Below are 23067 nucleotides of genomic sequence, written 5' to 3' on the forward strand. Positions count from 1 at the left end.
TTTCCTAGCGCGTGGACAGCACAGCAGGTTCGCGCGCCGTACAGGCCGGTCGACCTGGCCGCGCCTGCACCCAGGCGATCAGTCCGGCCGCCACCAGGCTGGCGGCAACCCCGCCGGCCACCGGCACGCCCAGCATCAGCCCCGTCATGCAGACCGGCGCATGCACCGCATAGAGCGGGAAGGAGAGCACACCGCCGCCGACCAGCAGCCGCGAATCGCCCCGCCAGCGCAAGGCGCCCGCCAGCATCAGCGGACAGATCAGCAGGATGAAGACCATCCCGTCTATCCAGCCATGCGCATCGACCATCGTGCCAATACCGAAATAGAGCGGCATCATAGCAAAGGCCGCCATCGGCGAAACCGTGATGGTCGGCCGGTCGCGCCACCAGCGCCACAGGATGATCCCCATGCCATAGGATAGCATGACCCGCGGCAGGCCAAAGAGGAAACTGGCGGGCTGGGCGCCGACATCCACCCCAACCCGGCTGGCGATGACGGCAAACAATACGGCGCTGAACAGCACGACATGGCCTAATGTCCTGGTCGATAAACGACGCAGGAGCAGGCCATGGGCGGTATTGGCGATCAGCTCCGCCAGGATCGACCAGGCCGGCCCGTTGAGCGGATAGAGACGCCAGGTGAAGAAACTGGGAACAAGCAGCAGACTGGCCAGCGCCGCCGGCCAGGCCGCCATGTCGCTGATGGCCAGAAACCCTGGCAGCGCGATCAGCCCTGCCGTAGCCATGACCGGCAGGAAACGCCGATATCGCGCCCGCACGAAGGCCATGGTCGGCAGCCCCTGCCCCAGCCGCGCCTCATAGGTGCGCGCCATCACATAGCCGCTCAGCATGAAGAAGAAATCGACCGCGAGATAGCCGTTGCCGCGCGCCTCCCCCGTGGCCCAGGTCAGCGCATGGAACAGCAGAACGCTGAGCGCGGCAATCCCGCGCAATCCGTCAAATCCGATCAGCCGCCCCTGCATTGCGCCCGTCTAGCGCACAAGCCTTAAGAATCTGCCCATTGCCGCCCTGCCCCGGCGCTGGCATGGCTTGCCCCATGAAAAAGATCGGCCTGCTCGGCGGCTCCTTCAATCCGGCGCATGGCGGGCATCGCGCCATTTCGCTGTTCGCCAGGGACGCCCTGGGCCTCGACGAAATCTGGTGGCTGGTGTCGCCCGGCAATCCGTTGAAGCCCGCCAAGGGCATGGCGCCGCTGCCCGTCCGCCTTGCCCATGCGCAGAAAATCGCCCGTCGCGCGCCGATTCGCGCCACCGCGATCGAGCGCCAATTGCGCACCCGCTACACCGTCGACACACTGCGCGCGCTCCGCCAGCGCTACCCCCGCAACCGCTTCATCTGGCTTATGGGCGCCGATAATCTGGCGCAATTCAGCCAATGGCGCGACTGGCGTGGCATAGCGCGTCAGATGCCCATTGCCGTAATCGCCCGTCCGGGCTATGATGACGCGGCCCGTGGCTCTACGGCCATGAGCTGGCTGCGGCGCTTCGTCCGGTCCGCGCGCCAGAGTGCAGACTGGACGAATTGGAGACCACCGGCGCTCGTGCTATTGCGCTTTCGCCCTGATCCAAGATCGGCAACCCTGCTACGGCAGGCGGACCCCCTCTGGCATCGCGAATATGAAGCAACGTGTGTGCGCGATCCGCTCACGCGCCGGTTGATCGTCTAGATTGGAGTTTAATTGACTAACCTCGCCCCTGCCAACGATACGGCGCCCGCCGCCGATAGCGTGGCCGCCCTGCACGCCCTTGTCATGCAGTCGCTCGACGACGACCAGGCGCAGGAAACCATCTCCATCCCCCTCGAAGGCAAGAGCAGCATCGCCGATCATATGGTGATCGCGAGCGGCCGTTCGTCGCGTCAGGTCGCGGCGATCGCCCAGCATCTGGCCGAACGGATCAAGAAGGAAACCGGCCGCTCCGCGCGGGTCGAAGGCCTGCCGGTCGCCGACTGGGTGCTGATCGATGCCGGCGACGTGATCGTCCATCTGTTCAAGCCGGAAGTGCGCAGCTTCTACAATCTGGAACGGATGTGGGGCTTCGTCGACGCACCGGTCGCGGGCAACGCCTGAGCATCTAGACAACAACCGTTCGCCCTGAGCTTGTCGAAGGGCTCGCCCGAGCGCAGCGAGGGCTTGCCTCCCTTCGGTCGGCATAAGGCTTCGACTTCGCTCAGCCCGAACGGATTGTTTGGCCATGCTCCTCCACATCATCGCGCGCGGCAAGATCGGGCGCTCGCCCGAAGCCGATCTGGTCGACCGCTATGTCAAGCGGCTGACCATGCCGCACAAGATCACCGAAATGCCCGATCGGGGCGGCAAGCTGCCGCCCGTCGGCCCCGGCACGGTGACGGTCATGCTCGATGAAAAGGGCAAGCAGCTCTCCTCGATGGACTTTGCCCGGCGGATTGAGGGCTGGCGTGACACCGGCACGCGCGAGATCCGCTTCCTGATCGGCGCCGCCGACGGCTTCGACGATGCCGAACGGACCAATGCCGACCTGCTGATCGCCTTCGGCGCCATGACCTGGCCGCACATGATCGCCCGCGCCATGCTGGCCGAACAGCTGTGGCGCGCCTGTTCGATCCTCGCCAACCACCCCTATCACCGCGAAGGCTGAGGCTCGACATGCCTGCCGCTTGCGCCTAGGCAAAGCCCTATCGGGCGGGACAAGCGGTTGAAGCGCAGCATCATCAGCAACAGCATCACGGGCATCGCACTGGCCGGCATCTTGGCCCTCGTCGCCACGCGCCTGCCCGCCGCGGACGATGCCGCGATCATCCTGCCCGGCACCGCCGGCACCACCCTGGCACAGGAACAGAAGGCGCTGCGCGACGCCCGCCGCCAGTCGGTAGAGGCCGCCGACCGATCGGTCCGGCTGGAGCGCCAGGCCGGCATGGCCCGTGACGAGGCCGAACAGGCCGGCCGCCGCGCCGCCGCCATGGCCGCCCGCATCCAGCAGGCCGAGGCCGATGTGCAGGCCGCCCAGGCCCGCATCGCCATCATCGCCCGGATGCAGCGCGCCCAGGCCGCGCGCCTCGCCGCCAGGCAGGAGCCGGTGGTGCGCCTTACCGCCGCGCTGCAGATGATGAGCCGCCGCCCGCTCGCCCTTGCCCTCGTCCAGCCCGGATCGATCAGCGACGCCGTCCATATGCGCGCGGTGCTGGGACAGGTGTTGCCGGTGATCGAGCAGCGCACCGCCGGTCTGCGCGCCGAACTGGACCGCAGCCGCGCGATCCGCGCCACCGCGCAGCAGGCGGCGGACGCCCTGACAAAAAGCCGCCGCGCCCTCACCGATCGCCAGGCCGCCCTGCGCCAGCTCGAAACGCAAAAGCGCGTCGCCGCCCGCGACTATCGCGCCAATGCAGGCCTCGAAAGCGAACGCGCACTGGCGCTGGGCGAGAAGGCGCGCGACATTGTCGACCTGATGGACCAGCTGGAGGTGGCGAGCGACCTGCGCGATCGCCTGGCGCAGCTGTCCGGCCCGGTCCTGCGCCCCGCCCGCCCCGACCGGGCCGGCGCTCCCGCCCCCGACCGCGAAGTGCTGGGCAGCGGCCCGCCACCCTATCGTCTGCCCGTCGTCGGCCAGCTCGTCACAGGCATGGGCGAGGTGAATGACGGCGGCGTACGCTCGCGCGGCCTGACCCTGGTGACCCAGGCCGGCGCCCAGGCGGTCGCGCCGACCGCCGGCCGCATCGCCTTTGCCGGCCCCTATCGCGGCTATGGCCAGATCCTGATCATCGACCATGGCCAGGGCTGGACCACGCTCATCACCGGCCTGCACCGCGTCACCGCCCAGGTCGGCGAGACCGTGCGCCAGGGCGACCCGGTCGGCCTCACCGCCGCGCAGGGCCGCCCCACCGTCACCATCGAACTGCGCCGCAACGGCCGCCCGGTGGACATCGTGCCGCTGGTGGGACTGGGCTAGATAGGGGGGAACCAGTTGAAGAGTATCCGAGTGGGAGAAGGCGCTTCAACGGGCTGGGGGCAGACCGTCGTGCCTGACGCCCGGTTCGACCAGATGATCGCAGCGCTGGAGCAATCGGCAGCGCACAATTCGTCTGCCTATCGGCGACGGGTCGTGCTGGCAGGCCTGCTCGGCTATGTCGTCATCCTCGGCTTGCTGGCACTGCTGACTGGACTGACCATCGCGATGATTGTCTTGATGGTCACTACCCGCACCGGAATTGCTGCCGAAGTAAAAATGGCCATAGTTTTTGGCCTGCTATCCTTCGCGTTGATAAAGGCGCTCTGGGTCACCGCACTGCCGCCCGAGGGGGTGAGGGTGGAACCGGACACAGCCCCTGCGCTCTTCGACATGATCGAACGGATACGCGCCGCGACCGGTGGCCCGGCCATCCATGATGTGCGCATCATCGATCAGATGAACGCTGCGATCGTACAGGACAGCGGGTCTCTTTTCCTTGGCGCCCGCAACCGCCTCTACCTTGGACTGCCATTATTGTCGGCCCTCAGCGCCGTCGAAGTGGAGGCTGTCATCGCGCATGAATTCGGCCATTTCGTGGGCGATCATGGTCATGCGAGCGGCTTTGTCTATCGTGTCCGCCAACGCTGGGCGCAGGTCGAGGAACGGCTGCCGGACGGGATCGTCGCGGGCCTGTTACGGCGCTTTTTCGGCTGGTATGGCCCCTGGTTTGCGGCCTACAGTTTCACCCTAGCACGGCGGCAAGAATATGAGGCCGACCATGTCGCCGCAACCGCTGTGGGACCGCGCATCATGGCTGACGCCTTGCTGCGTGTGGCAGCACAAGCCGGTCGCTTCGACACGGCATGGCGACTGGTCTGGGACCAGGCACCATTGCGTCCTGATCCACCTCGATCGCCACTCACCACCATCGCATCAGTGTTTACCGAAGACGATCCGGCCGACCAGACCATGATCGACCGGGAACTGAGCAGATCCGCCGATCGTCACGACACGCACCCGACCCTTGCCCAGAGGCTTGCCGCCCTGTCACAATCCGCCGACCTGCCAGCCCGACTGCAAAAAACGGCCGCGGAACCACTGCTAGGCGAAACGCTCGCCCCCATCATCGCCCATTTCGACGAGCAGTGGCACGACTGGGCGGATGCCTTATGGGCTGACGAACATGCACAGAGACAGGCGGACGAAGCGGAACGGCAGGCGATCGCCGATCAGATCGCTGGGGGCGCGACATCACGCGATCAACTCTATCGCTATGCCGCCCTGACCGAAGCCATCGATACGCCGCAATCGGCTGCGCAAGCCTATGCCGCTGTGCTCGCCCTGCATCCCAACGCAAACGACGCCCGTTTCCGGCAAGGCGACATGCTGCTCGCCACGGGAGACGATGCAGGGATCGACCTGCTGCTCGCTGCGGCAAATGGGGAACGTGCCCTCCTACCCCATGCCTATCGCCATATCGTCGACTATCTGCTGCGCTCTGGCAGACCTGAGGAGGCGGCTCCCTATTTCGCGCCACTGGAACAAGCGGAACGGATGGAAGAAGCCGCCCGTCATGAGGCGAACGGAATTGATGAAACCGCCCAACTTCGGCCACTTTCCCCGGATCTTCGCGAACGGCTCACTGCTCTCATTGACGGTGTGCCCGGTGTCGCGACACTCCATGCGGCACTGCGCGACATGGACCATGCCGACGCTCCCCAGATCGTCTTCGTCTTTTCCGCGCGCAAGGAGCATGTCGCCACTCAGGTGCTGGATGCGCTCATCGAAGCGATGCTGCCCGCCGGCGACCTCATCGGTCTGGAACGCAGTTTCAAGCGGCGCTGGCTGTTCAATCGCATCCGCCGCCTTCCCGACAGCAGCATCGTGAATTGAACCATTAACCCCACGCTCATCGACGCCAGGCAACATTGGTCGAAGCGCGCTTTTGCGTTGGATAGCGAATCGACGTATATCGATCCCTTGATGCGGACTCCAAGGACAGCCATGAAATCCACCTTCCTGCAGGGCGCGGTCGCGCTCGGCGCGCTTGCGCTCATCCCCGCCACTACCGCGGCGCTCGCCGATGGCGAGGCATCGAGCTACAAGGCGCTCGACGAATTCATGGACGTCTTCCAGAAGGTCCGCAGCGACTATGTCGAGAAGGTCGACGACGAGAAGCTGATCAAGGGCGCGATCGACGGCATGCTCGCCAGCCTCGATCCGCACAGCAGCTTCCTCGACGCGCGCGATTTCCAGAATCTGCGCACCCAGACCGAGGGCAGCTATGGCGGCCTTGGCCTGTCGGTCACGCAGGAGGATGGCGCGGTCAAGGTGATCGCCCCGACCCAGGACACGCCGGCCTGGCGCGCCGGGATCAAGGCGGGCGACTATATCACCCATATCGACGGCCAGCTCATCTATGGCGGCACGCTGGACGAGGCGGTGGACAAGATGCGCGGCGCACCGGGCACCAGCATCAAGCTTACCATCGTGCGCACCGGCCGCGACAAGCCGATTGACCTCACCCTCACCCGCGAGATCATCGAGATCAAGCCGGTGAAGTGGGAAGTGAAGAACAATATCGGCGTCATCAACATCGTCAGCTTCTCGGCCAATACCGGCGCCGATGTCCGCTCGGCGATCCGCAGCATCGATAAGAGCCTGGGCCACAAGCCGACCGGCTATATCCTCGACCTGCGCTCCAACCCCGGCGGCCTGCTGGATGAAGCGGTGTCGACCAGCGACGTCTTCCTGGAACGCGGCGAGATCGTGTCGCAGCGCGGCCGCAACAAGGGCGATGTCGAACGCTATTATGCCAAGCCCGGCGATGACGCGAAGGGCCTGCCGGTGATCGTGCTGGTCGATGCGGGTTCCGCCTCGGCTTCCGAAATCGTCGCCGGCGCGCTGCAGGACCAGCATCGCGCGCTGATCATGGGCGAACGCAGCTTCGGCAAGGGCTCGGTCCAGACCATGCTGCCGCTGTCGAACACCACCGCGCTCAAGCTTACCACCGCGCGCTACTTCACCCCGTCGGGCCGCAGCGTGCAGGAAGGCGGCATCCAGCCGGACATCAAGGTGCCGCAGCTCAGCGACCCGGATTACAAGGATCGCCCCAAGTTCCGCGAAAGCGACCTGCGCCGCCACCTGATCAACGAGATCAAGACCGACGACGCCGCGCTGGAAGAGGACAGCAAGGAAGATCCGCGCTTCGCCCAGACGGCCGAGGAGCTGAAGAAGAAGGGGATCGAGGACTTCCAGCTCGATTATGCGCTCAAGACCATTTCCCGCCTCGCCGGCACGCCGGGCGCCACCATCGCCCAGGCCCAGCAGGCCGCTGCGCGCAAGCCCGGCGCGAAATAAGTCGTGCCCGTTCGGATGACCGGACGGGCAAGTTCAGCATGACGAAAGGCGGACAAGGGTTTAAGCGGGCGATATGAACAGCTTGTCCCCCGCCCTGGGCCGCGCCCGCCTGCTTGCCCTGCTCGTGCCCGTGATCGCGCTGGGCACGGCCTATGCCTCCCAATATCTGGGCGGCCTGCATCCGTGCGAAATGTGCTGGTGGCAGCGTTATCCCCATATGGCGGCGATCCCGCTGGCGCTGGTCGCCTATGCCCTGCGCGGCCGCGCCTGCATGAGCGGGCTGTTCGCCGGTTTCGCCGGCATCGCCATCGGCATCAGCGGCGCCATCGGCCTGTTCCATGCCGGGGTCGAATATGGTTGGTGGGAAGGGCTGACCGCCTGCTCGACCACGCCGACCGGCGGCAGCAGCGCCGATATTTTGAGCCAGATCATGGCAACGCCGATCACCCGCTGCGATGTTGCGCCCTGGAGCCTCTTCGGCATTTCGCTGGCAGGCTATAACGGCCTCTTGTCGGGCGCGGCCGCGCTCGCCATCTTGGCCCTGCTGCTGAAAGCGAGGAAGGCATGAGCGCCACCAAGGATTTCCCCCGGCCTGGACGTCGCACCAATAGCGCCGATCGTGCCTCCATGGTGCGCGTCGACCAGGCGGGCGAATTCGGCGCGGTGCGCATCTATGCCGGGCAGCTTGCGGTGATGGGCGATCGCCATCCCTATGGCCGGCTGATCGCCGGCATGGCCGCGCAGGAGGAACGCCACCGCGCCGCCTTCGACGCGCTGATCGCCGAACGCGGCGTGCGCCCGACCGCGATCCACCCGATCTGGAATGTCGCCGGCTTTGCCCTGGGCGCCGTGACCGCCGCGATGGGGCCGAAGGCCGCCATGGCCTGCACCGCCGCGATCGAGACCGAGATCGACCTTCATTATGAGGAACAGTTGCAGCAACTGGGCGAGGACGACCCGGAACTCTCTGCCCTGATCAAGGATTTCCAGGCGGAGGAGGTCGAGCATCGCGACGCCGCCATCGCCCATGGCGCGGAACAGGCCCCCGCCTATCCGCTGCTGTCCGGCGCGATCCGCCTGGGTTGCCGCGCCGCCATCGCGCTCTCGAAGCGCATCTGAACAAGGGACGGACCGATGATGAAGACCCCGTTGATCGCTCTGGCCGCCGGCCTGATGCTGGGCACCGCCGCCCCCGCGCTCGCACAGCAGGACAGCGCCCCCACGGCCGCCACCAGCACCGGCTCCGAAAAGGTCAATCTGGTCATCGTCTATGGCGATGATGCCTGCCCCCAGAGCCAGGGCGACGGCATCGTCGTGTGCGCGCGCAAGGGCGAGGAGGAACGCTACCGCATTCCCGAGCCGCTGCGCGGCGACCCCAACAAGCCCAGCAACCAGGCCTGGGGCGAGCGGGTGAAGTCGATGGAATATGTCGGCCGCGACGGCACCGAAAGCTGCTCGCCGGTCGGCGGCGGCGGCGCCACCGGCTGCTTCGCCAAGCTGTCGCGCCTCGCCAAGGCGGAACGGCAGCAGGCCGACAATGCGAGCTGGAAGGATCTGGTCGAAGCCGAGCGCGCCAGGCGCCTGTCGACCATCGACGCCGACAGCGAAGCGATCGAAAAGCGCGTTCTGGCCGAAGAAAAGGCCGACGCCGATGCCAAGAAGGCGCAGGAACAGGAAGTCCCGCCCCGGCCGTGACGGCATGGGGCGTCCTGCGGCGTCTGTTCATATCGATCCCGCGCCAGTGCAGCGCGGGACGAACGGGGTGCAACCGGGGCGAATGAAGGAATTGATGATGCGTCTCCCCCGCCCCCTGCTGATCGCTGGCCTGGCCGCGCTGGCCCTGCCCGCCGCGCCGGCCGTCGCCCAGGATGATCCGCCGCAGAAGATCTTCAACCTCATCGTCTATGGCGATGATCCCTGCCCGACCGGTGAGGGCGAGGAAATCGTGGTCTGCGCCCGCAAGCCCGAATCCGAACGCTATCGCATCCCCAAGAAGCTGCGCGAAAAGCCCGAAGAAGTGGGTGGCCCCGGCTGGGGCAGCCAGGTCGCGACGATGGAACAGACCCAGCGCCAGATCCTGCCCAACAGCTGCTCGGCCATTGGCAGCAACGGCTTCACCGGCTGCACCGCCCAGATGCTGCAGCAATGGTTCGCCGAACGGCGGATGCAGCAATGGTTCGCCGAACGGCGGATGCAACAGAGCAGCAGCAGCACGCCCTGAACGCTTTTCCTAGCGCGGATATAGCCCGTCCATATGCGCCAGGCTCTGCACGATCAGCGCCTCCAGCGCGGCCATGTCGATATCGGCCAGCCGTTTGACATAGAGGCAGCCCTTGCCGCGCCGATGCTTGCCCAATGCCATGACATCGGCGTCGTCGAGACCGGCGAGATAGAAGACCAGCTCCGTCTTGCGCAGCGCAAAGCCGATCCGGCACATGTCGCCCTCGCGCCCGCTGTCATAGCGATAATGATAGCGACCAAAGCCGATGATGCTCGGCCCCCACAGCCGCGGCGGCTCACCCGACAGCCGCGCCATCAACGCCGCGACGATGCGTCCATCCGCCTGTCGCTCAGCCGGTTCGACCACGTCGAGATAGGCAGCAACGTCCGCCGCCGTCTCCATGGTCTTGTTCTCGCCCGTCGCCATCGGCTTGCCTTTCGCGGCCTGTCCGGCTACAGGCTAGCGCGTCATCTGGGGAGTAGCCAGCCGTTCCGCTGCAAGGGACGGGCCATATGTCAACATATTTGGCCGAGAGGCCATGGCATATGGGATGCAGCATCCAGCTGCATCGGGCGAGACCAATGGCATCGGCTTCCAAGTCCGGCCGGGCGGGGAAGACGGTGGCATTGTGTCTTTTTGTCAGAGCCCGGCCCGGACGATATTCATGGAAGCTTTTCTCACCTCCACCGCCCTCGTCGCGCTCGCCGAAATGGGCGACAAGACGCAGTTGCTGGCCATGCTGCTCGCCACCCGCTTCAGGAAGCCGGTGCCGATCATCCTGGGCATCTTCGTCGCGACCATCGCCAATCATTTCCTCGCCGCGCTGGTCGGCCATTCGATCGCCGGGGTGCTGACGCAACCCTGGTTCCGCTACGCCGTCGCCGCCAGCTTCATCGCCATGGCGCTCTGGACGCTGGTGCCCGACAAGATCGATGAGGATGCGCCACTCAAGGCCCCGTCGAAGGCCGGCGTGTTCGTGACCACCCTGGTCGCCTTCTTCCTGGTCGAGATGGGCGACAAGACCCAGGTGGCGACCGTGGCGCTGGGCGCCCAGTTCGACAATCTGCTCGCCGTCACCGCCGGCACCACCTGCGGCATGATGCTGGCCAATGTCCCCGCCGTGCTGTTCGGCGAGGCGTTGGCCAAGCGGGTGCCGATGCGCGCGCTGCAGGTCGGCGCCGCCCTGCTCTTCCTGCTGCTGGGCCTGTGGATGATCGCCGGACTGCAGGGCTGGATCGGGTAAAATCGGAACGCCGCCGCCGGCGGGCGGTTGTCAGCGGGCGGCAGAAGTTGCAAGGGAAAGGGCACGAACTTTCCCCTTTTCGAACAGCATGGGACGCGCGTGATGCAGGACAATCTGGTAACCATCTTCGGCGGCGGCGGCTTTCTCGGGCGCCAGGTCGCCCAGGCGCTGATGGCACGCGGCGCGCGCGTGCGCATCGCCCAGCGCGACCTCGCCAATTCGGTCAAGGTGAAGGCGCTCGGCAATCTGGGCCAGACCCAGTTCGTCGCGGCCAATATCCGCAAGCCCGACACCGTCGCCCGCGCCCTGCGCGGCAGCGACATCGTCATCAACCTGGTCGGCATATTGAGCGGCGATTTCGACGCCGTCCAGCATGAGGGCGCCGCCAATGTCGCCAAGGCGGCGGCCGCCGCCGGCGTCACCGCGCTGGTCCATGTCTCGGCGATCGGCGCCGACGCCAACAGCCCCTCGGCCTATGGCCGGTCCAAGGCCGCAGGCGAAGCCGCCGTGCTGGCCGCCTTCCCGACCGCGACCATTATGCGCCCGTCGATCATCTTCGGCCAGGAGGACCAGTTCCTCAACCGCTTCGCCGGCGTCGCCAGCAGCGGCCCGGTCGTGCCGGTGATCGGCGCCGCCACCAAATTCCAGCCCGTCTATGTCGGCGACGTCGCAGAGGCGATCGCCAACGCGGCGCAGCAGCCCGGTGTCTTTGGCGGCAAGACCTTCGAACTCGCCGGCCCGCAGGTCATGAGCATGAAGGAAATCAACGCCTGGGTCGCCAAGGCGATCGGCCGGGGCGACAAGCCGCTGGTCGAGGTGCCCGGCGCCTTCGCCTCGCTGCTGGCGATACTGCCCGGCGGCCCGATCACCCGCGACCAGCTCGCCATGCTGGGCCAGGACAATGTCGCCGCGCCCGGCGCGCCGGGCCTTGAGGCGCTCGGCGTTGCCCCCACGCCGATGGCCGCCGTCGCCGAACGCTGGATGGTCCCCTATCGCAAGCATGGCCGCTTCGCCGGCCGCGTGAAGGCCTGATCCATTCCCGCCATCGGCTCGACGGGCCGATGATCGGCCACGACCGGCCGTGGCCATGCCGCTTTGCCTTTTCGCTGCACTGCGGCATGGTGCATCCCTGACATATAGGCATTGCCCGGCCCTCTCCCTTCGCGGGGGGAGGGCTCGGCTTATGCGCCCCCTGCTTGAGGATCCGACATCCCCATGGACATGCATTATCTGACGGTCATCCTGCTCGGCATCGTGGAGGGATTGACCGAATTTCTCCCCGTGTCCTCGACCGGCCACCTCATCCTGGCGAGCGAGTTGCTCGGCTATGATGCGTCGGTCTGGGCGATGTTCAACGTCATGATCCAGCTCGGCGCGATCCTCGCCGTCGTCGTCCTCTACTGGCGCACCTTCTGGGCGGTGGCCATGGGCCTGCTCCGCCGCGATCCGGTCAGCATCCGCTTCGTGCGCAACCTGCTGGTCGCCTTCATCCCCGCCGTCGTCATTGGCCTTGCCCTGCACGATTATATCGACACGCTGCTGGGCTCGCCCCGCGTCGTCGCGTGCGCCCTGGTGGTCGGCGGCGTCGCCATCCTGGTGATCGAACGCCTGATCAAGGAACAGCGCTTCCACGGCATCGCCGACATTCCGCTGGTCCGCGTCATCGGCATCGGCTTCATCCAGTGCCTCGCCATGGTGCCGGGCGTCAGCCGCTCGGGCGCGACCATCATGGGCGCACTGACCCTGGGCGTCGAGCGCCGCACCGCCGCGGAGTTCAGCTTCTTCCTCGCCATCCCGACCATGCTCGGCGCCTCGACGCTGGAACTGCTCAAGAAGGGCGACCAGCTCACCAGCGCCCAGGTCGGCTGGGACAGCATCGCGCTCGGCTTCATCGTCTCCTTCATCGTCGCGCTGCTGGTGATAAAATGGTTCGTCGGCCTGGTGTCGCGCCACGGCTTTGCACCCTTTGCCTGGTATCGAATCATTGCCGGCATCGGCGCGCTGGTCTGGCTCAGCCTGAGATAAGGCCGATACGGACCTAATATTTGAAAGATAATTACAGCGCCGCGACAGTCTTTTCCCAAACTGCCAGATAATAGGTCAACCTAGCTGTCTTAAATGCCAGAATCCGCGTGACTCCGCGGGTTTTCCTGCTATGCGCACTGCAAACAATCGTTGCAGGGAAATGCCATGGCTGAAAATCCGATGCTGAAGTTCGTGGGCAAGGAACAGGCCTATCCGGAAAAGCGCGGCGCTGATGCACGCGCCGAGGACTTTCTGGAAATCAGCAAGTCCTTCATTCTGGACAAGGCCGAGGAACAGGCGTCGCGCTGCTCGCAATGCGGCGTGCCCTATTGCTCGACCCATTGCCCGCTGCACAATCATATCCCCGACTGGCTGCGCCTGACCGCCGAAGGCCGGTTGCGCGAAGCCTATGAGCTGTCGAATCTGACCAGCACCATGCCGGAGATTTGCGGCCGCATCTGCCCGCAGGACCGTCTGTGCGAGGGCAATTGCGTGATCGAATTTTCCGGCCACGGATCGGTCACCATCGGCTCGGTGGAAAAGTTCATCACCGACACCGCCTGGAAGGAAGGCTGGGTCGAACCGCTGGTCCCCGGCGCCGCGCGCGGCCAGTCGGTCGGCGTCATCGGCGCTGGCCCCGCTGGCCTCACCACCGCCGAATATCTGCGCGTCGCGGGCTATGAAGTGCATGTCTATGACCGGCACGACCGTGCCGGCGGCCTGCTGACCTATGGCATCCCCGGCTTCAAGCTGGAAAAGGACGTCGTCATGCGCCGCGTCCAGCGTCTCAAGGATGGCGGCATCATCTTCCACGAAGGGTTCGAGGTCGGCCGCGACGCCAGCATGGAACAGCTGCGCGCCAAGCATGACGCGATCCTGATCGCCACCGGCGTCTACAAGGCCCGCGACATCAAGGCGCCGGGCGTCGGTGCGCCGGGCGTGGTCAAGGCGCTCGACTATCTCACCGCCTCCAACAAGGCAGGCTTCGGCGATGCCGTGCCCGGCCATGAGGATGGCACCCTGCTCGCCACCGGCAAGAATGTCGTCGTGATCGGCGGCGGCGACACCGCGATGGACTGTGTCCGCACCGCCATCCGCCAGGGCGCCAAGTCGGTGAAGTGCCTCTATCGCCGCGACCGCGACAATATGCCCGGCTCGCAGCGCGAAGTCGCCAATGCCGAGGAGGAAGGCGTCGAGTTCGTCTGGCTGACCGCCCCGATCGCCTTCGAGGGCACGGAGCATGTCACCGGCGTCAAGGTGACGAAGATGCGCCTGGGTTCGCCCGACGCATCGGGCCGCCGCGCGCCAGAACCCGATCCGGGCAGCGAACATACGCTGGAAGCCGATCTGGTCATCAAGGCGCTGGGCTATGATCCCGAAGACCTGCCCCGCCTGTTCGGCGCCGACGATCTGTCGGTCACCCGCTGGGGCACGCTGCGCGTCGATCACAAGACGATGATGACCAGCATGGACGGCGTCTTCGCCGCCGGCGACATCGTGCGCGGCGCATCGCTGGTGGTCTGGGCCATCCGCGATGGCCGCGACGTGACCGACCATATGCACAAATATCTCAAGGCCAAGGCCGTCGCCGCCGCCAGCGAGCGCGTCGCCGCCTGAGATCCCCCTTCCGTCCGTTCGGTTCGAGCTTGTCCAGAACGCGGCGCCAGATTTCGACAGGCTCGAACCGAACGACAGGATTGGATAGCGACATGACCGACACCCCCTATATGGCGAGCCCCGAAGAGCGCGCACGCATCGCTGCCGAGGGCATGTATCATCCCGAGATGGAGGGCGATGCCTGCGGCGTCGGCCTGGTTGCCGCGACCGACGGCCGGCCCAGCCGCCGCGTCGTCTCCTCCGCGATCGATGCGCTCAAGGCCGTGTGGCACCGCGGCGCGGTCGACGCCGATGGCAAGACCGGCGATGGCGCCGGCATCCATGTCGACCTGCCGGTCCGCTTCTTCGACGATGCGATCGCCGATTCGGGCCACAAGCCGCTGCCCAACCGCCTCGCCGTCGGCATGATCTTCCTGCCGCGCACCGACCTCAGCGCGCAGGAAACCTGCCGCACCATCGTCGAGGCCGAGATCATCGACGCGGGCTACACCATCTATGGCTGGCGCCAGGTGCCGGTCGACGTCTCCGTCATCGGCGAGAAGGCGCAGCGCACCCGTCCCGAGATCGAGCAGATCATGATCGCCGGCCCGATGCCGGAGGAACGCGACGTCGGCGAGTTCGAAAAGGATCTCTACCTGATCCGCCGCCGCATCGAGAAGAAGGTGATCGAAGCGCAGATCAGCGACTTCTACGTCTGCTCGCTGTCGTGCCGCTCGATCATCTACAAGGGCCTGTTCCTCGCCGAATCGCTGTCGGTCTTCTATCCGGACCTGCAGGATGAGCGGTTCGAGAGCCGCGTCGCCATCTTCCACCAGCGCTATTCGACCAACACCTTCCCGCAATGGTGGCTAGCCCAGCCGTTCCGCACCCTCGCCCATAATGGCGAGATCAACACGATCCGCGGCAACAAGAACTGGATGAAGAGCCACGAGATCAAGATGGCGTCGCTGGCCTTCGGCGAGCAGTCGGAGGACATCAAGCCGGTGATCCCGGCCGGCGCGTCGGATACTGCCGCACTGGACGCCGTGTTCGAGGCGATCTGCCGTTCGGGCCGCGATGCGCCCACGGCCAAGCTGATGCTGGTGCCCGAGGCATGGCAGGCGGAAAGCGCCGAGCTGCCCAAGGCGCATGCCGACATGTATGAATATCTCGCCTCCGTGATGGAGCCGTGGGACGGCCCGGCCGCGCTCGCGATGACCGACGGCCGCTGGGTCGTGGCCGGCGTCGACCGCAACGCGCTGCGTCCGCTACGTTACACGCTGACCGGCGACAATCTGCTGATCGTGGGTTCGGAAACCGGCATGGTCGTCGTGCCCGAAACCACCATCGTCCAGAAGGGCCGCATGGGTCCGGGCCAGATGATCGCGATCGATCTGCAGGAAGGCGAGGTCTATGACGACCGCGCGATCAAGGATCGCATCGCGGGCGAGCGCCCCTATGGCGACCTGATCAAGGACTTCCTCGACATCACCGACCTGCCCGACGTCCCCAGCGCCCTGCCGGCATGGGACAAGGCGGAACTGACCCGGCGCCAGGTCGCGGCCAACATGACGCTGGAGGATATGGAGCTGATCCTCGCGCCGATGGTCGAGGATGCCAAGGAAGCGATCGGCTCAATGGGCGACGACACGCCGCTGGCGGTCATCTCCGACAAGCCGCGCACCATCAGCCATTTCTTCCGCCAGAATTTCAGCCAGGTCACCAACCCGCCGATCGACCCGTTGCGCGAACGGCATGTGATGAGCCTCAAGACGCGCTTCTCCAACCTCCACAACATCCTGGAGGAAGATGCGCAGAACAGCCATGTGCTGGTGCTGGAATCACCGGTGCTCAACAGCGCCGAATGGGCGCGGCTCAAGGCCTATTTCGGTCCGGCCGTGGCCGAAATCGACTGCACCTTCCCCTCGACCGGCGGCCAGGAACAGCTGCGCGCGGCGATCGCCCGCATCCGTGAGGAGGCCGAGCAGGCGGTGCGCGAAGGGCGCAGCGAACTGTTCCTGACCGACGAGCGCGCCGGGCAGGACCGGGTCGCGATCCAGGGCGTGCTGGCGGCCGCGGCCGTCCACACCCATCTCGTCCGCAAGGGCCTGCGCAGCTATGCGTCGATCAACGTGCGGTCGGCCGAAGCGCTCGACACCCATTATTTCGCGGTGCTGATCGGCGTCGGCGCGACCACGGTGAACGCCTATCTGGCCGAAGCCAGCATCGCCGATCGCCACGCCCGCGGCCTGTTCGGCGACCTGACCCTCGACCAGTGTTTCGAACGTCAGCGCACCGCGATCAACGAGGGTCTGCTCAAGATCATGTCCAAGATGGGCATCGCGGTCGTCAGCTCCTATCGTGGCGGCTATAATTTCGAAGCGGTCGGCCTGTCGCGCGCCCTGGTCAACGATCTCTTCCCCGGCATGCCGGCGAAGATTTCGGGCGAAGGCTATGCCTCGCTCCACTATTCGGCGATGCTGCGCCACGACAAGGCCTATGACAGCGCGGTCGTCCGCTTGCCGATCGGCGGCTTCTATCGTCAGCGCAACGGCGGCGAGGCCCATGCCTATTCCGCCCAGCTGATGCACCTGCTGCAGACCGCCGTCGGCACCGACAGCTATTCGACCTATCTGCAATTCTCGCGCGGCGTGCGCGACCTGCCGCCGGTCTATCTGCGTGACCTGATGGAGTTCAACTTCGCCCGCGAGGCGGTGCCGATCGACGAGGTGGAAGCCACCACCGAGATCCGCAAGCGCTTCGTGACGCCGGGCATGTCGCTGGGGGCGCTCAGCCCCGAAGCGCATGAAACGCTGGCGATCGCCATGAACCGCATCGGCGCCAAGGCGGTGTCGGGCGAGGGTGGCGAGGATGCCGCGCGCTTCAAGCCCTATGAAAATGGCGACAATGCCAATTCGGTGATCAAGCAGATCGCGTCGGGCCGCTTCGGCGTCCATGCCGAATATCTGGGATCGGCCGAGGAAATCGAGATCAAGGTCGCACAGGGCGCCAAGCCCGGCGAGGGCGGCCAGCTGCCCGGCTTCAAGGTGACCGAATTCATCGCCCGCCTGCGTCACTCGACGCCCGGCGTGACGCTGATCTCGCCGCCGCCGCACCATGACATCTACTCGATCGAGGATCTCGCGCAGCTCATCTATGACTGCAAGATGATCAACCCGCGCGCCCGCGTCTGCGTCAAGCTGGTCAGCCAGGCCGGCATCGGCACGGTCGCGGCCGGCGTGGCGAAAGCGCATGCCGACGTCATCCTGGTCGCCGGCCATGTCGGCGGCACCGGCGCCAGCCCCCAGACCTCGATCAAATATGCCGGCACCCCCTGGGAAATGGGCCTGTCGGAAGCCAATCAGGTGCTGACCCTCAACGGCCTGCGCCACCGCGTGAAGCTGCGCACCGATGGCGGCCTCAAGACCGGGCGCGACATCGTCATCGCCGCGATCCTGGGCGCCGAGGAATTCGGCATCGGCACGCTGTCGCTGGTCGCCATGGGCTGCATCATGGTGCGCCAGTGCCACAGCAACACCTGCCCTGTGGGCGTCTGCGTGCAGGATGAGAAGCTGCGCCAGAAGTTCACCGGCACCCCGGAAAAGGTCATCAACCTGATGACCTTCATCGCCGAGGAAGTGCGCGAGATCCTGGCGCGTCTGGGCTTCCGCAGCCTGGACGAAGTGATCGGTCGCACCGAATTGTTGAAGCAGGTCAATCGCGGCGCCGAGCATCTCGACGATCTCGACCTCAACCCGATCCTGGCCAAGGTCGACGCGCCCGACGAGCATCGTCGCTTCAGCCTGCCCCAGTGGCGCAATGAAGTGCCCGACAGCCTCGACGCGCAGATGATGAAGGATGCCCGCGCCGTGTTCGAGCGCGGCGAGAAGATGCAGCTGACCTACACGGTGCGCAACACGCACCGCGCCGTCGGCACCCGCCTCTCCTCCGCCGTGACCGAAAAGTTCGGCATGTCGACGCTGGCGGACGGCCATCTGACCGTGCGCCTGCGCGGTTCGGCCGGCCAGTCGCTCGGCGCCTTCCTCTGCAAGGGGATCACCCTGGAAGTGTTCGGCGACGCCAACGACTATGTCGGCAAGGGCCTGTCGGGCGGCATCATCAAGGTGCGCACCACCGTCTCCTCGCCGCTCTCGTCGAAGGACAACACCATCCTTGGCAACACCGTCCTCTACGGCGCGACCAGCGGCAAGCTGTTCGCGGCGGGTCAGGCCGGCGAGCGCTTTGCGGTCCGCAATTCGGGCGCGAAGGTGGTGGTCGAAGGCTGCGGCGCCAATGGCTGCGAATATATGACCGGCGGCACCGCCGTGATCCTGGGTAAGACTGGCGCCAATTTCGGCGCGGGCATGACCGGCGGCATGGCCTTCATCCTCGACGAGGATGGCAGCTTCCCGAGCCGCGCCAACCCGGAAAGCATCGTCTGGCAGCGTTTGGACAGTGCCCATTGGGAAGGCGAGCTGAAGGCGCTGATCGCCGAACATGCGGCCGCGACCGACAGCAAATGGTCGAACACCATCCTGGAGGACTGGGATCGCTGGCGCCGGTACATCTGGCAGGTCTGCCCGAAGGAAATGGTCAATCGCCTGGCCCACCCGCTGAGCGACGCATCGACCCCGGTCGCTGCCGAATAATTACTGCGGCAAGCCCGCCTCTGCCGGTTCTGCGGGGACCGACGGGGGCGGCGCCGTCGTCGCCGCGACCGGCATCCAGGCCGGTCTCGGTTCCGCCTCGCCCGCCGCGAATCGCTCGATGCGCGGCGGCAGGCGATCAACCTGCACCGTCGGCTGTGGCAGCGGCGGGTCACCCAGCGCCGCCGATTCGACCGGCTGGTCCTCTTCCGCCAGATAGTCGCGCACCGCCGGATCGTGCGATTCGCCAATCATTCCATCGGCATCCAGCCCGGCCATATCGGCCTGCATCCGCCGTTCTTCCAGCGTCGGCCCGCACCCGGTGCAGCTTATGAACGCAGGACCGCGATCGCCTTCCGACAGAGTCTGCGGAACCGCCATGTCCATGCTGTCCAATTCCGTGTCCACGGCAATCTGCACCGGCTTTTGCGGACTGATGACATAGGCGCCCAGGCCCAGCCCGGTCACTGCAGCGACCACCAGCACGCCGCCTGAACCCACCCAGAAATGCAACGACATGGGGCCAGACCCTCTCTGCAACCGACTTTCTGTCAAACAAAGATAACGTCGATGCCGATCACTGGTTGCATGACCCAAAAGCCTTTGCTAAGGGCCGCCTCCTACCAAGGCACCGGCCCCGCCGGTTTCCCTGTTGATGTGCGGTCGTGGCGGAATTGGTAGACGCGCAACGTTGAGGTCGTTGTGGCCGAAAGGCCGTGGAAGTTCGAGTCTTCTCGACCGCACCATCACTTTCCCAATAGCTGCAGATGATGATGACAGCCCCCTGCGGGCACCACCCATCCTGCCTGCCCGGCCTTGGTTCTCCAGCCGAATTTTCCTATATCCGACGCGGGGCACCGCGATGATGTGGGACAGACGACCATGGACAAATCCGCCGAAGACCTGATCCCCGACACGGTGGAAGGCGTATCCAGCTATGACGGCCCGGCCGGTGGCTGGGGCGCGTTGCGTGCAGTGGCCAAGACGGTCGCCGAACAGATGCGCGCCAGCCCCGACACCCGCGCCCTGCTCCAGATGAACCAGCCCGACGGCTTCGACTGTCCCGGCTGCGCCTGGCCCGATCCCAAGCACACCTCTTCGTTCGAGTTCTGCGAAAATGGCGCCAAGGCGGTCACCTGGGAAGCGACGGTCAAGCGCGTCGATCCCGATTTCTTCGCCCGCCACAGCGTCAGCGAATTGTGGACATGGACCGACCACAAGCTGGAGGACGCCGGCCGCCTGACCGAGCCGCTGCGCTATGATGCCGCGACCGATCATTTCGTGCCGATCAGCTGGGAAGAGGCCTTTGCCCGCGCCGGCGCCGCGCTCCAGGCGCTCCACCATGCCGACCAGGCGGAATTCTACTGCTCGGGCCGCGCCTCGAACGAATCCGCCTTCCTCTACCAGCTGTTCGCCCGCGAGTTCGGCACCAATAATTTCCCCGACTGCTCGAACATGTGTCATGAGGCGACCAGCACCGGCCTCCCCAAGTCGATCGGCATCGGCAAGGGCACGGTGACGCTGGAGGATTTCGACCATGCCGACGCGATCTTCTGCATCGGCCATAATCCGGGCACCAACCATCCTCGCATGCTGAGCACGCTCGCCGCCGCGTCCAAGCGTGGCGTGCCGATCATCGTCGCCAACCCGATGCGCGAACGCGGGCTGGAACGCTTCAAGTCGCCCCAGCATCCCACCGAAATGCTCTCGCCCGGCGCCACCCCGCTCGCGTCCGCCTATCATCAGGTGCGGATCGGCGGCGACATGGCGATGCTCAAGGGGATGATGAAGGCGCTGCTGGCGATCGAGGCACAGCAGCCCGGCACGCTCGATCACGCCTTCATCGCCCAGCATACAGAGGGCTTCGACGCCCTGCGCGCCGACATCGAAGCCACTCAATGGCCGTGGATCGAGCGCCTGTCCGGCCTCACCCGCGAAGCGATCGAAAGCATGACCCATGTCTATGCCAAGGCCGATCGGGTCATCATCTGCTATGGCATGGGCATCACCCAGCATCGCCACGGCACGCAGAATGTGCAGGCGCTGGCCAACCTGCTGCTGCTGCGCGGCAATTTCGGCAAGCCGGGCGCCGGCATCTGCCCGTTGCGCGGCCATAGCAATGTGCAGGGCGATCGCACCGTTGGCATCACCGAACTGCCGACCGAGGCGATGCTGCAACGGCTCGACACAGCCTTTTCCATCCAGTCGCCGCGCAAGCATGGCCATAATGCGGTTGAGGCACTGGCCGCCATGCACGCTGGCGAATCGAAAGCGCTGATTTCGCTCGGCGGCAATCTCGCCGTCGCCATGCCCGATCCCGACGCCTGCTTCGCCGCCGTGCGCCGACTCGACCTGTCGGTCAACATCCTCACCAAGTTCAACCGCACCTGCCTGCTGACCGCGCGCGAGACCCTGGTCCTGCCCTGCCTTGGCCGCACCGAACTGGATCTTCAGGCCGCCGGCCCGCAATGGGTGACGGTGGAGGACAGCATGTCGATGGTCCACGCCTCGCGCGGCAAATTGAAGCCCCCCTCGCCCCATGTCCGCTCCGAACCGGCGATCGTTGCGGGCTTGGCCAGGGCCGCCATGCCCGCCAGCCGCACCGACTGGGACGGCATGGTCGCCGATTATGACCGCATCCGCGACGGGATCGAGGCGGTCTATCCCGATTTCCGCGACTTCAACATCCGGGTGCGCGAACCGGGCGGTTTCCGCCTGACCATCGGCCCCAGCGACCGGACCTGGAACACGCCCAGCGGCAAGGCGCAGTTCATCACCCACCCGGCCGCGCCGGACGAGGGCGCGCTGCCGCTGCTGCTCACCACCATCCGCAGCCATGATCAGTATAATACGACCATCTACAGCTATGATGATCGCTATCGCGGCATCCATGGCCGGCGCGACATCATCTTCGCGAACGAGATCGATCTGGCGGAGATGGGCCTGGCCCATGGCGACAAGGTCGATGTGACGACGCCGGCCGGGCGCGAATTGCGCGGCTTCACCATCGTCATGCACGCCATCGCGCGCGGATCGCTCGCGGCTTATTATCCCGAGGCGAACAATCTCGTCCCGCTCGGCGATTATGATCCGGCCAGCGGCACCCCCGCCTACAAATCGATTCCCGTCACGGTGCGCGCCGCCCGATGAGCGACGCCGATCGGCCCGTCCGCTTCACCCGGATCACCCCGGATGGCGGCCGCGCGCCCGTCACCCGCGCGGTCGCGGTCGAATGCCCGGTCGCGCTCGAGTATAATGGCATCGGCTATGCCGTGCTGATGGCGACCCCGGCCGATCTCGACGATCTCGCCACCGGCTTCGCCTTGTCCGAACGGCTGATCGATAGTGCTGCCGACATCATCGACATCGACATTCACGAAGCGCCCCAGGGCCTGTTGCTGCGTATCCGCCTGATCGCCGACCGCCATGACCGCATCCTCGCCCGCGTCCGCCACCGCGTCGCCGAATCCGCCTGTGGCCTGTGCGGCATAGAGAATCTGGAACAGGCGCTGCGCCCGCTGCCGCGCGTCACCGCCGTTACCCAGGCCAGCGACGATGCCCTGTTCCGCGCCCTCGATGCGCTCGACGCCCGTCAGCCGGGCAATCAGCGCACCGGCGCCCTCCACGCCGCCGCCCTCGCCACGTCCGACGGCACGCTCCGCCTCGCGCGCGAGGATGTCGGCCGCCACAATGCCTTCGACAAGCTGATCGGCGCCATGGCCCGCGCTGGTCTTGGCTGGGATGGCGGCTTCGCCCTCCTCTCCTCGCGCTGCTCCTATGAACTGGTGGAAAAGGCCGCGCTCGCCGCCTGCCCGCTGCTTGTCACCCTCTCCGCCCCCACCAGCCTGGCGCTCGATCGCGCCGCCGAATCTGGCCTGCGCCTCATCACCCTCGCCCGGCGCGACGCCATGCTCGAACGGGCGGACGGACCGGCACAGCGCAATTTGGGCACGACCAAGCAAAACTTGGTTGAGTCAGACACTCTATCTTATAAGTAGAGATTGCCTGAAACGGAGCGGACTGGTCCCCGCCC

General features: G+C 66.0%; 20 protein-coding genes, 1 tRNA gene and 1 riboswitch. Of the genes, 18 read left to right on the forward strand and 3 right to left on the reverse strand.

Translation table 11 applies throughout. From position 1 onward, the window contains the following. Nucleotides 1–4: 4 nt before the first annotated feature. Nucleotides 5–982: an acyltransferase family protein gene (locus N6H05_RS01240; protein WP_284112385.1), complete on the reverse strand. Its 978-nt coding sequence runs from the start codon at nt 980–982 to the stop codon at nt 5–7. Nucleotides 983–1056: 74 nt separating this feature from the next. On the opposite strand from N6H05_RS01240, the gene N6H05_RS01245 reads away from it, so the two are divergent. From N6H05_RS01245 to N6H05_RS01290, 10 genes are all read left to right on the forward strand, one after another. Beyond that, nucleotides 1057–1686: a nicotinate-nucleotide adenylyltransferase gene (locus tag N6H05_RS01245; protein ID WP_284112386.1), complete on the forward strand. Its 630-nt coding sequence runs from the start codon at nt 1057–1059 to the stop codon at nt 1684–1686. Between the two features lie 12 nt (nt 1687–1698). Next, on the forward strand, nt 1699–2088 hold the full coding sequence (gene rsfS / locus N6H05_RS01250; protein ID WP_007708029.1) for a ribosome silencing factor: 390 nt from the start codon (nt 1699–1701) through the stop codon (nt 2086–2088). A 124-nt stretch (nt 2089–2212) separates the two neighbouring features. Then, on the forward strand, nt 2213–2635 hold the full coding sequence (locus tag N6H05_RS01255; RefSeq protein WP_004209840.1) for a 23S rRNA (pseudouridine(1915)-N(3))-methyltransferase RlmH: 423 nt from the start codon (nt 2213–2215) through the stop codon (nt 2633–2635). Nucleotides 2636–2692: 57 nt separating this feature from the next. Beyond that, the gene (locus N6H05_RS01260; RefSeq protein WP_284112388.1) at nt 2693–3943 is read left to right on the forward strand and encodes a murein hydrolase activator EnvC family protein; all 1251 of its coding nucleotides are present in this window, start codon (nt 2693–2695) and stop codon (nt 3941–3943) included. A gap of 15 nt (nt 3944–3958) precedes the next feature. After that, entirely contained in the window at nt 3959–5836 is a 1878-nt protein-coding gene (locus N6H05_RS01265) for a M48 family metallopeptidase (protein ID WP_284112389.1), read from the forward strand. A 111-nt stretch (nt 5837–5947) separates the two neighbouring features. Continuing rightward, on the forward strand, nt 5948–7303 hold the full coding sequence (locus N6H05_RS01270) for a S41 family peptidase (RefSeq protein WP_004209836.1): 1356 nt from the start codon (nt 5948–5950) through the stop codon (nt 7301–7303). Nucleotides 7304–7376: 73 nt separating this feature from the next. After that, entirely contained in the window at nt 7377–7871 is a 495-nt protein-coding gene (locus tag N6H05_RS01275; protein ID WP_010336967.1) for a disulfide bond formation protein B, read from the forward strand. After that, the gene (locus tag N6H05_RS01280) at nt 7868–8422 is read left to right on the forward strand and encodes a demethoxyubiquinone hydroxylase family protein (RefSeq protein WP_004209834.1); all 555 of its coding nucleotides are present in this window, start codon (nt 7868–7870) and stop codon (nt 8420–8422) included. Before N6H05_RS01275 ends, N6H05_RS01280 begins: the two co-directional genes overlap by 4 nt. Before the next feature lie 15 nt (nt 8423–8437). Beyond that, nucleotides 8438–8998, forward strand: a complete 561-nt coding sequence (locus N6H05_RS01285; protein WP_010336965.1) for a hypothetical protein — start codon at nt 8438–8440, stop codon at nt 8996–8998. A 97-nt stretch (nt 8999–9095) separates the two neighbouring features. Continuing rightward, nucleotides 9096–9524, forward strand: coding sequence for a hypothetical protein (locus N6H05_RS01290; RefSeq protein WP_284114141.1), 429 nt, complete (start codon nt 9096–9098; stop codon nt 9522–9524). A 9-nt stretch (nt 9525–9533) separates the two neighbouring features. On the opposite strand, the gene N6H05_RS01295 is transcribed toward N6H05_RS01290, so the two are convergent. Next, nucleotides 9534–9950 carry a DUF1801 domain-containing protein gene (locus N6H05_RS01295; RefSeq protein WP_284112390.1) on the reverse strand — a complete coding sequence of 139 codons (417 nt, stop codon included), beginning with the start codon at nt 9948–9950 and terminating at the stop codon, nt 9534–9536. Nucleotides 9951–9984: 34 nt separating this feature from the next. Beyond that, a riboswitch (yybP-ykoY riboswitch) is annotated at nt 9985–10094 on the forward strand. Between the two features lie 94 nt (nt 10095–10188). On the opposite strand from N6H05_RS01295, the gene N6H05_RS01300 reads away from it, so the two are divergent. From N6H05_RS01300 to gltB, 5 genes are all read left to right on the forward strand, one after another. Beyond that, nucleotides 10189–10767, forward strand: coding sequence for a TMEM165/GDT1 family protein (locus N6H05_RS01300; protein WP_004209829.1), 579 nt, complete (start codon nt 10189–10191; stop codon nt 10765–10767). 102 nt (nt 10768–10869) lie between these two features. Continuing rightward, nucleotides 10870–11799, forward strand: coding sequence for a complex I NDUFA9 subunit family protein (locus tag N6H05_RS01305; RefSeq protein WP_284112391.1), 930 nt, complete (start codon nt 10870–10872; stop codon nt 11797–11799). A 183-nt stretch (nt 11800–11982) separates the two neighbouring features. Further along, complete coding sequence (locus N6H05_RS01310; RefSeq protein ID WP_284112392.1) at nt 11983–12792, forward strand: undecaprenyl-diphosphate phosphatase; 810 nt, start codon at nt 11983–11985, stop codon at nt 12790–12792. Nucleotides 12793–12957: 165 nt separating this feature from the next. Further along, the gene (locus N6H05_RS01315) at nt 12958–14409 is read left to right on the forward strand and encodes an NAD(P)-dependent oxidoreductase (protein ID WP_037507231.1); all 1452 of its coding nucleotides are present in this window, start codon (nt 12958–12960) and stop codon (nt 14407–14409) included. A 92-nt stretch (nt 14410–14501) separates the two neighbouring features. Continuing rightward, nucleotides 14502–19037, forward strand: a complete 4536-nt coding sequence (gene gltB, locus N6H05_RS01320; protein ID WP_284112393.1) for a glutamate synthase large subunit — start codon at nt 14502–14504, stop codon at nt 19035–19037. Here the strand turns inward: gltB and N6H05_RS01325 are convergent, their stop codons facing one another. Further along, complete coding sequence (locus N6H05_RS01325; protein ID WP_284112394.1) at nt 19038–19553, reverse strand: hypothetical protein; 516 nt, start codon at nt 19551–19553, stop codon at nt 19038–19040. 140 nt (nt 19554–19693) lie between these two features. Here N6H05_RS01325 and N6H05_RS01330 point away from each other — a divergent pair. The 3 genes from N6H05_RS01330 to fdhD all read left to right on the forward strand — a co-directional run bounded on the left by N6H05_RS01330 (nt 19694) and on the right by fdhD (nt 23032). Continuing rightward, a tRNA-Leu gene (locus N6H05_RS01330) sits at nt 19694–19780 on the forward strand. A gap of 136 nt (nt 19781–19916) precedes the next feature. Then, on the forward strand, nt 19917–22184 hold the full coding sequence (locus N6H05_RS01335; RefSeq protein ID WP_284112395.1) for an FdhF/YdeP family oxidoreductase: 2268 nt from the start codon (nt 19917–19919) through the stop codon (nt 22182–22184). After that, a complete protein-coding gene (fdhD, locus tag N6H05_RS01340; RefSeq protein ID WP_284112396.1) occupies nt 22181–23032 on the forward strand; it encodes a formate dehydrogenase accessory sulfurtransferase FdhD in 852 nt (283 codons plus the stop codon). Before N6H05_RS01335 ends, fdhD begins: the two co-directional genes overlap by 4 nt. Nucleotides 23033–23067: the final 35 nt, after the last annotated feature.

Source organism: Sphingobium sp. WTD-1 (assembly GCF_030128825.1).
In the GTDB taxonomy this organism is placed as follows: domain Bacteria; phylum Pseudomonadota; class Alphaproteobacteria; order Sphingomonadales; family Sphingomonadaceae; genus Sphingobium.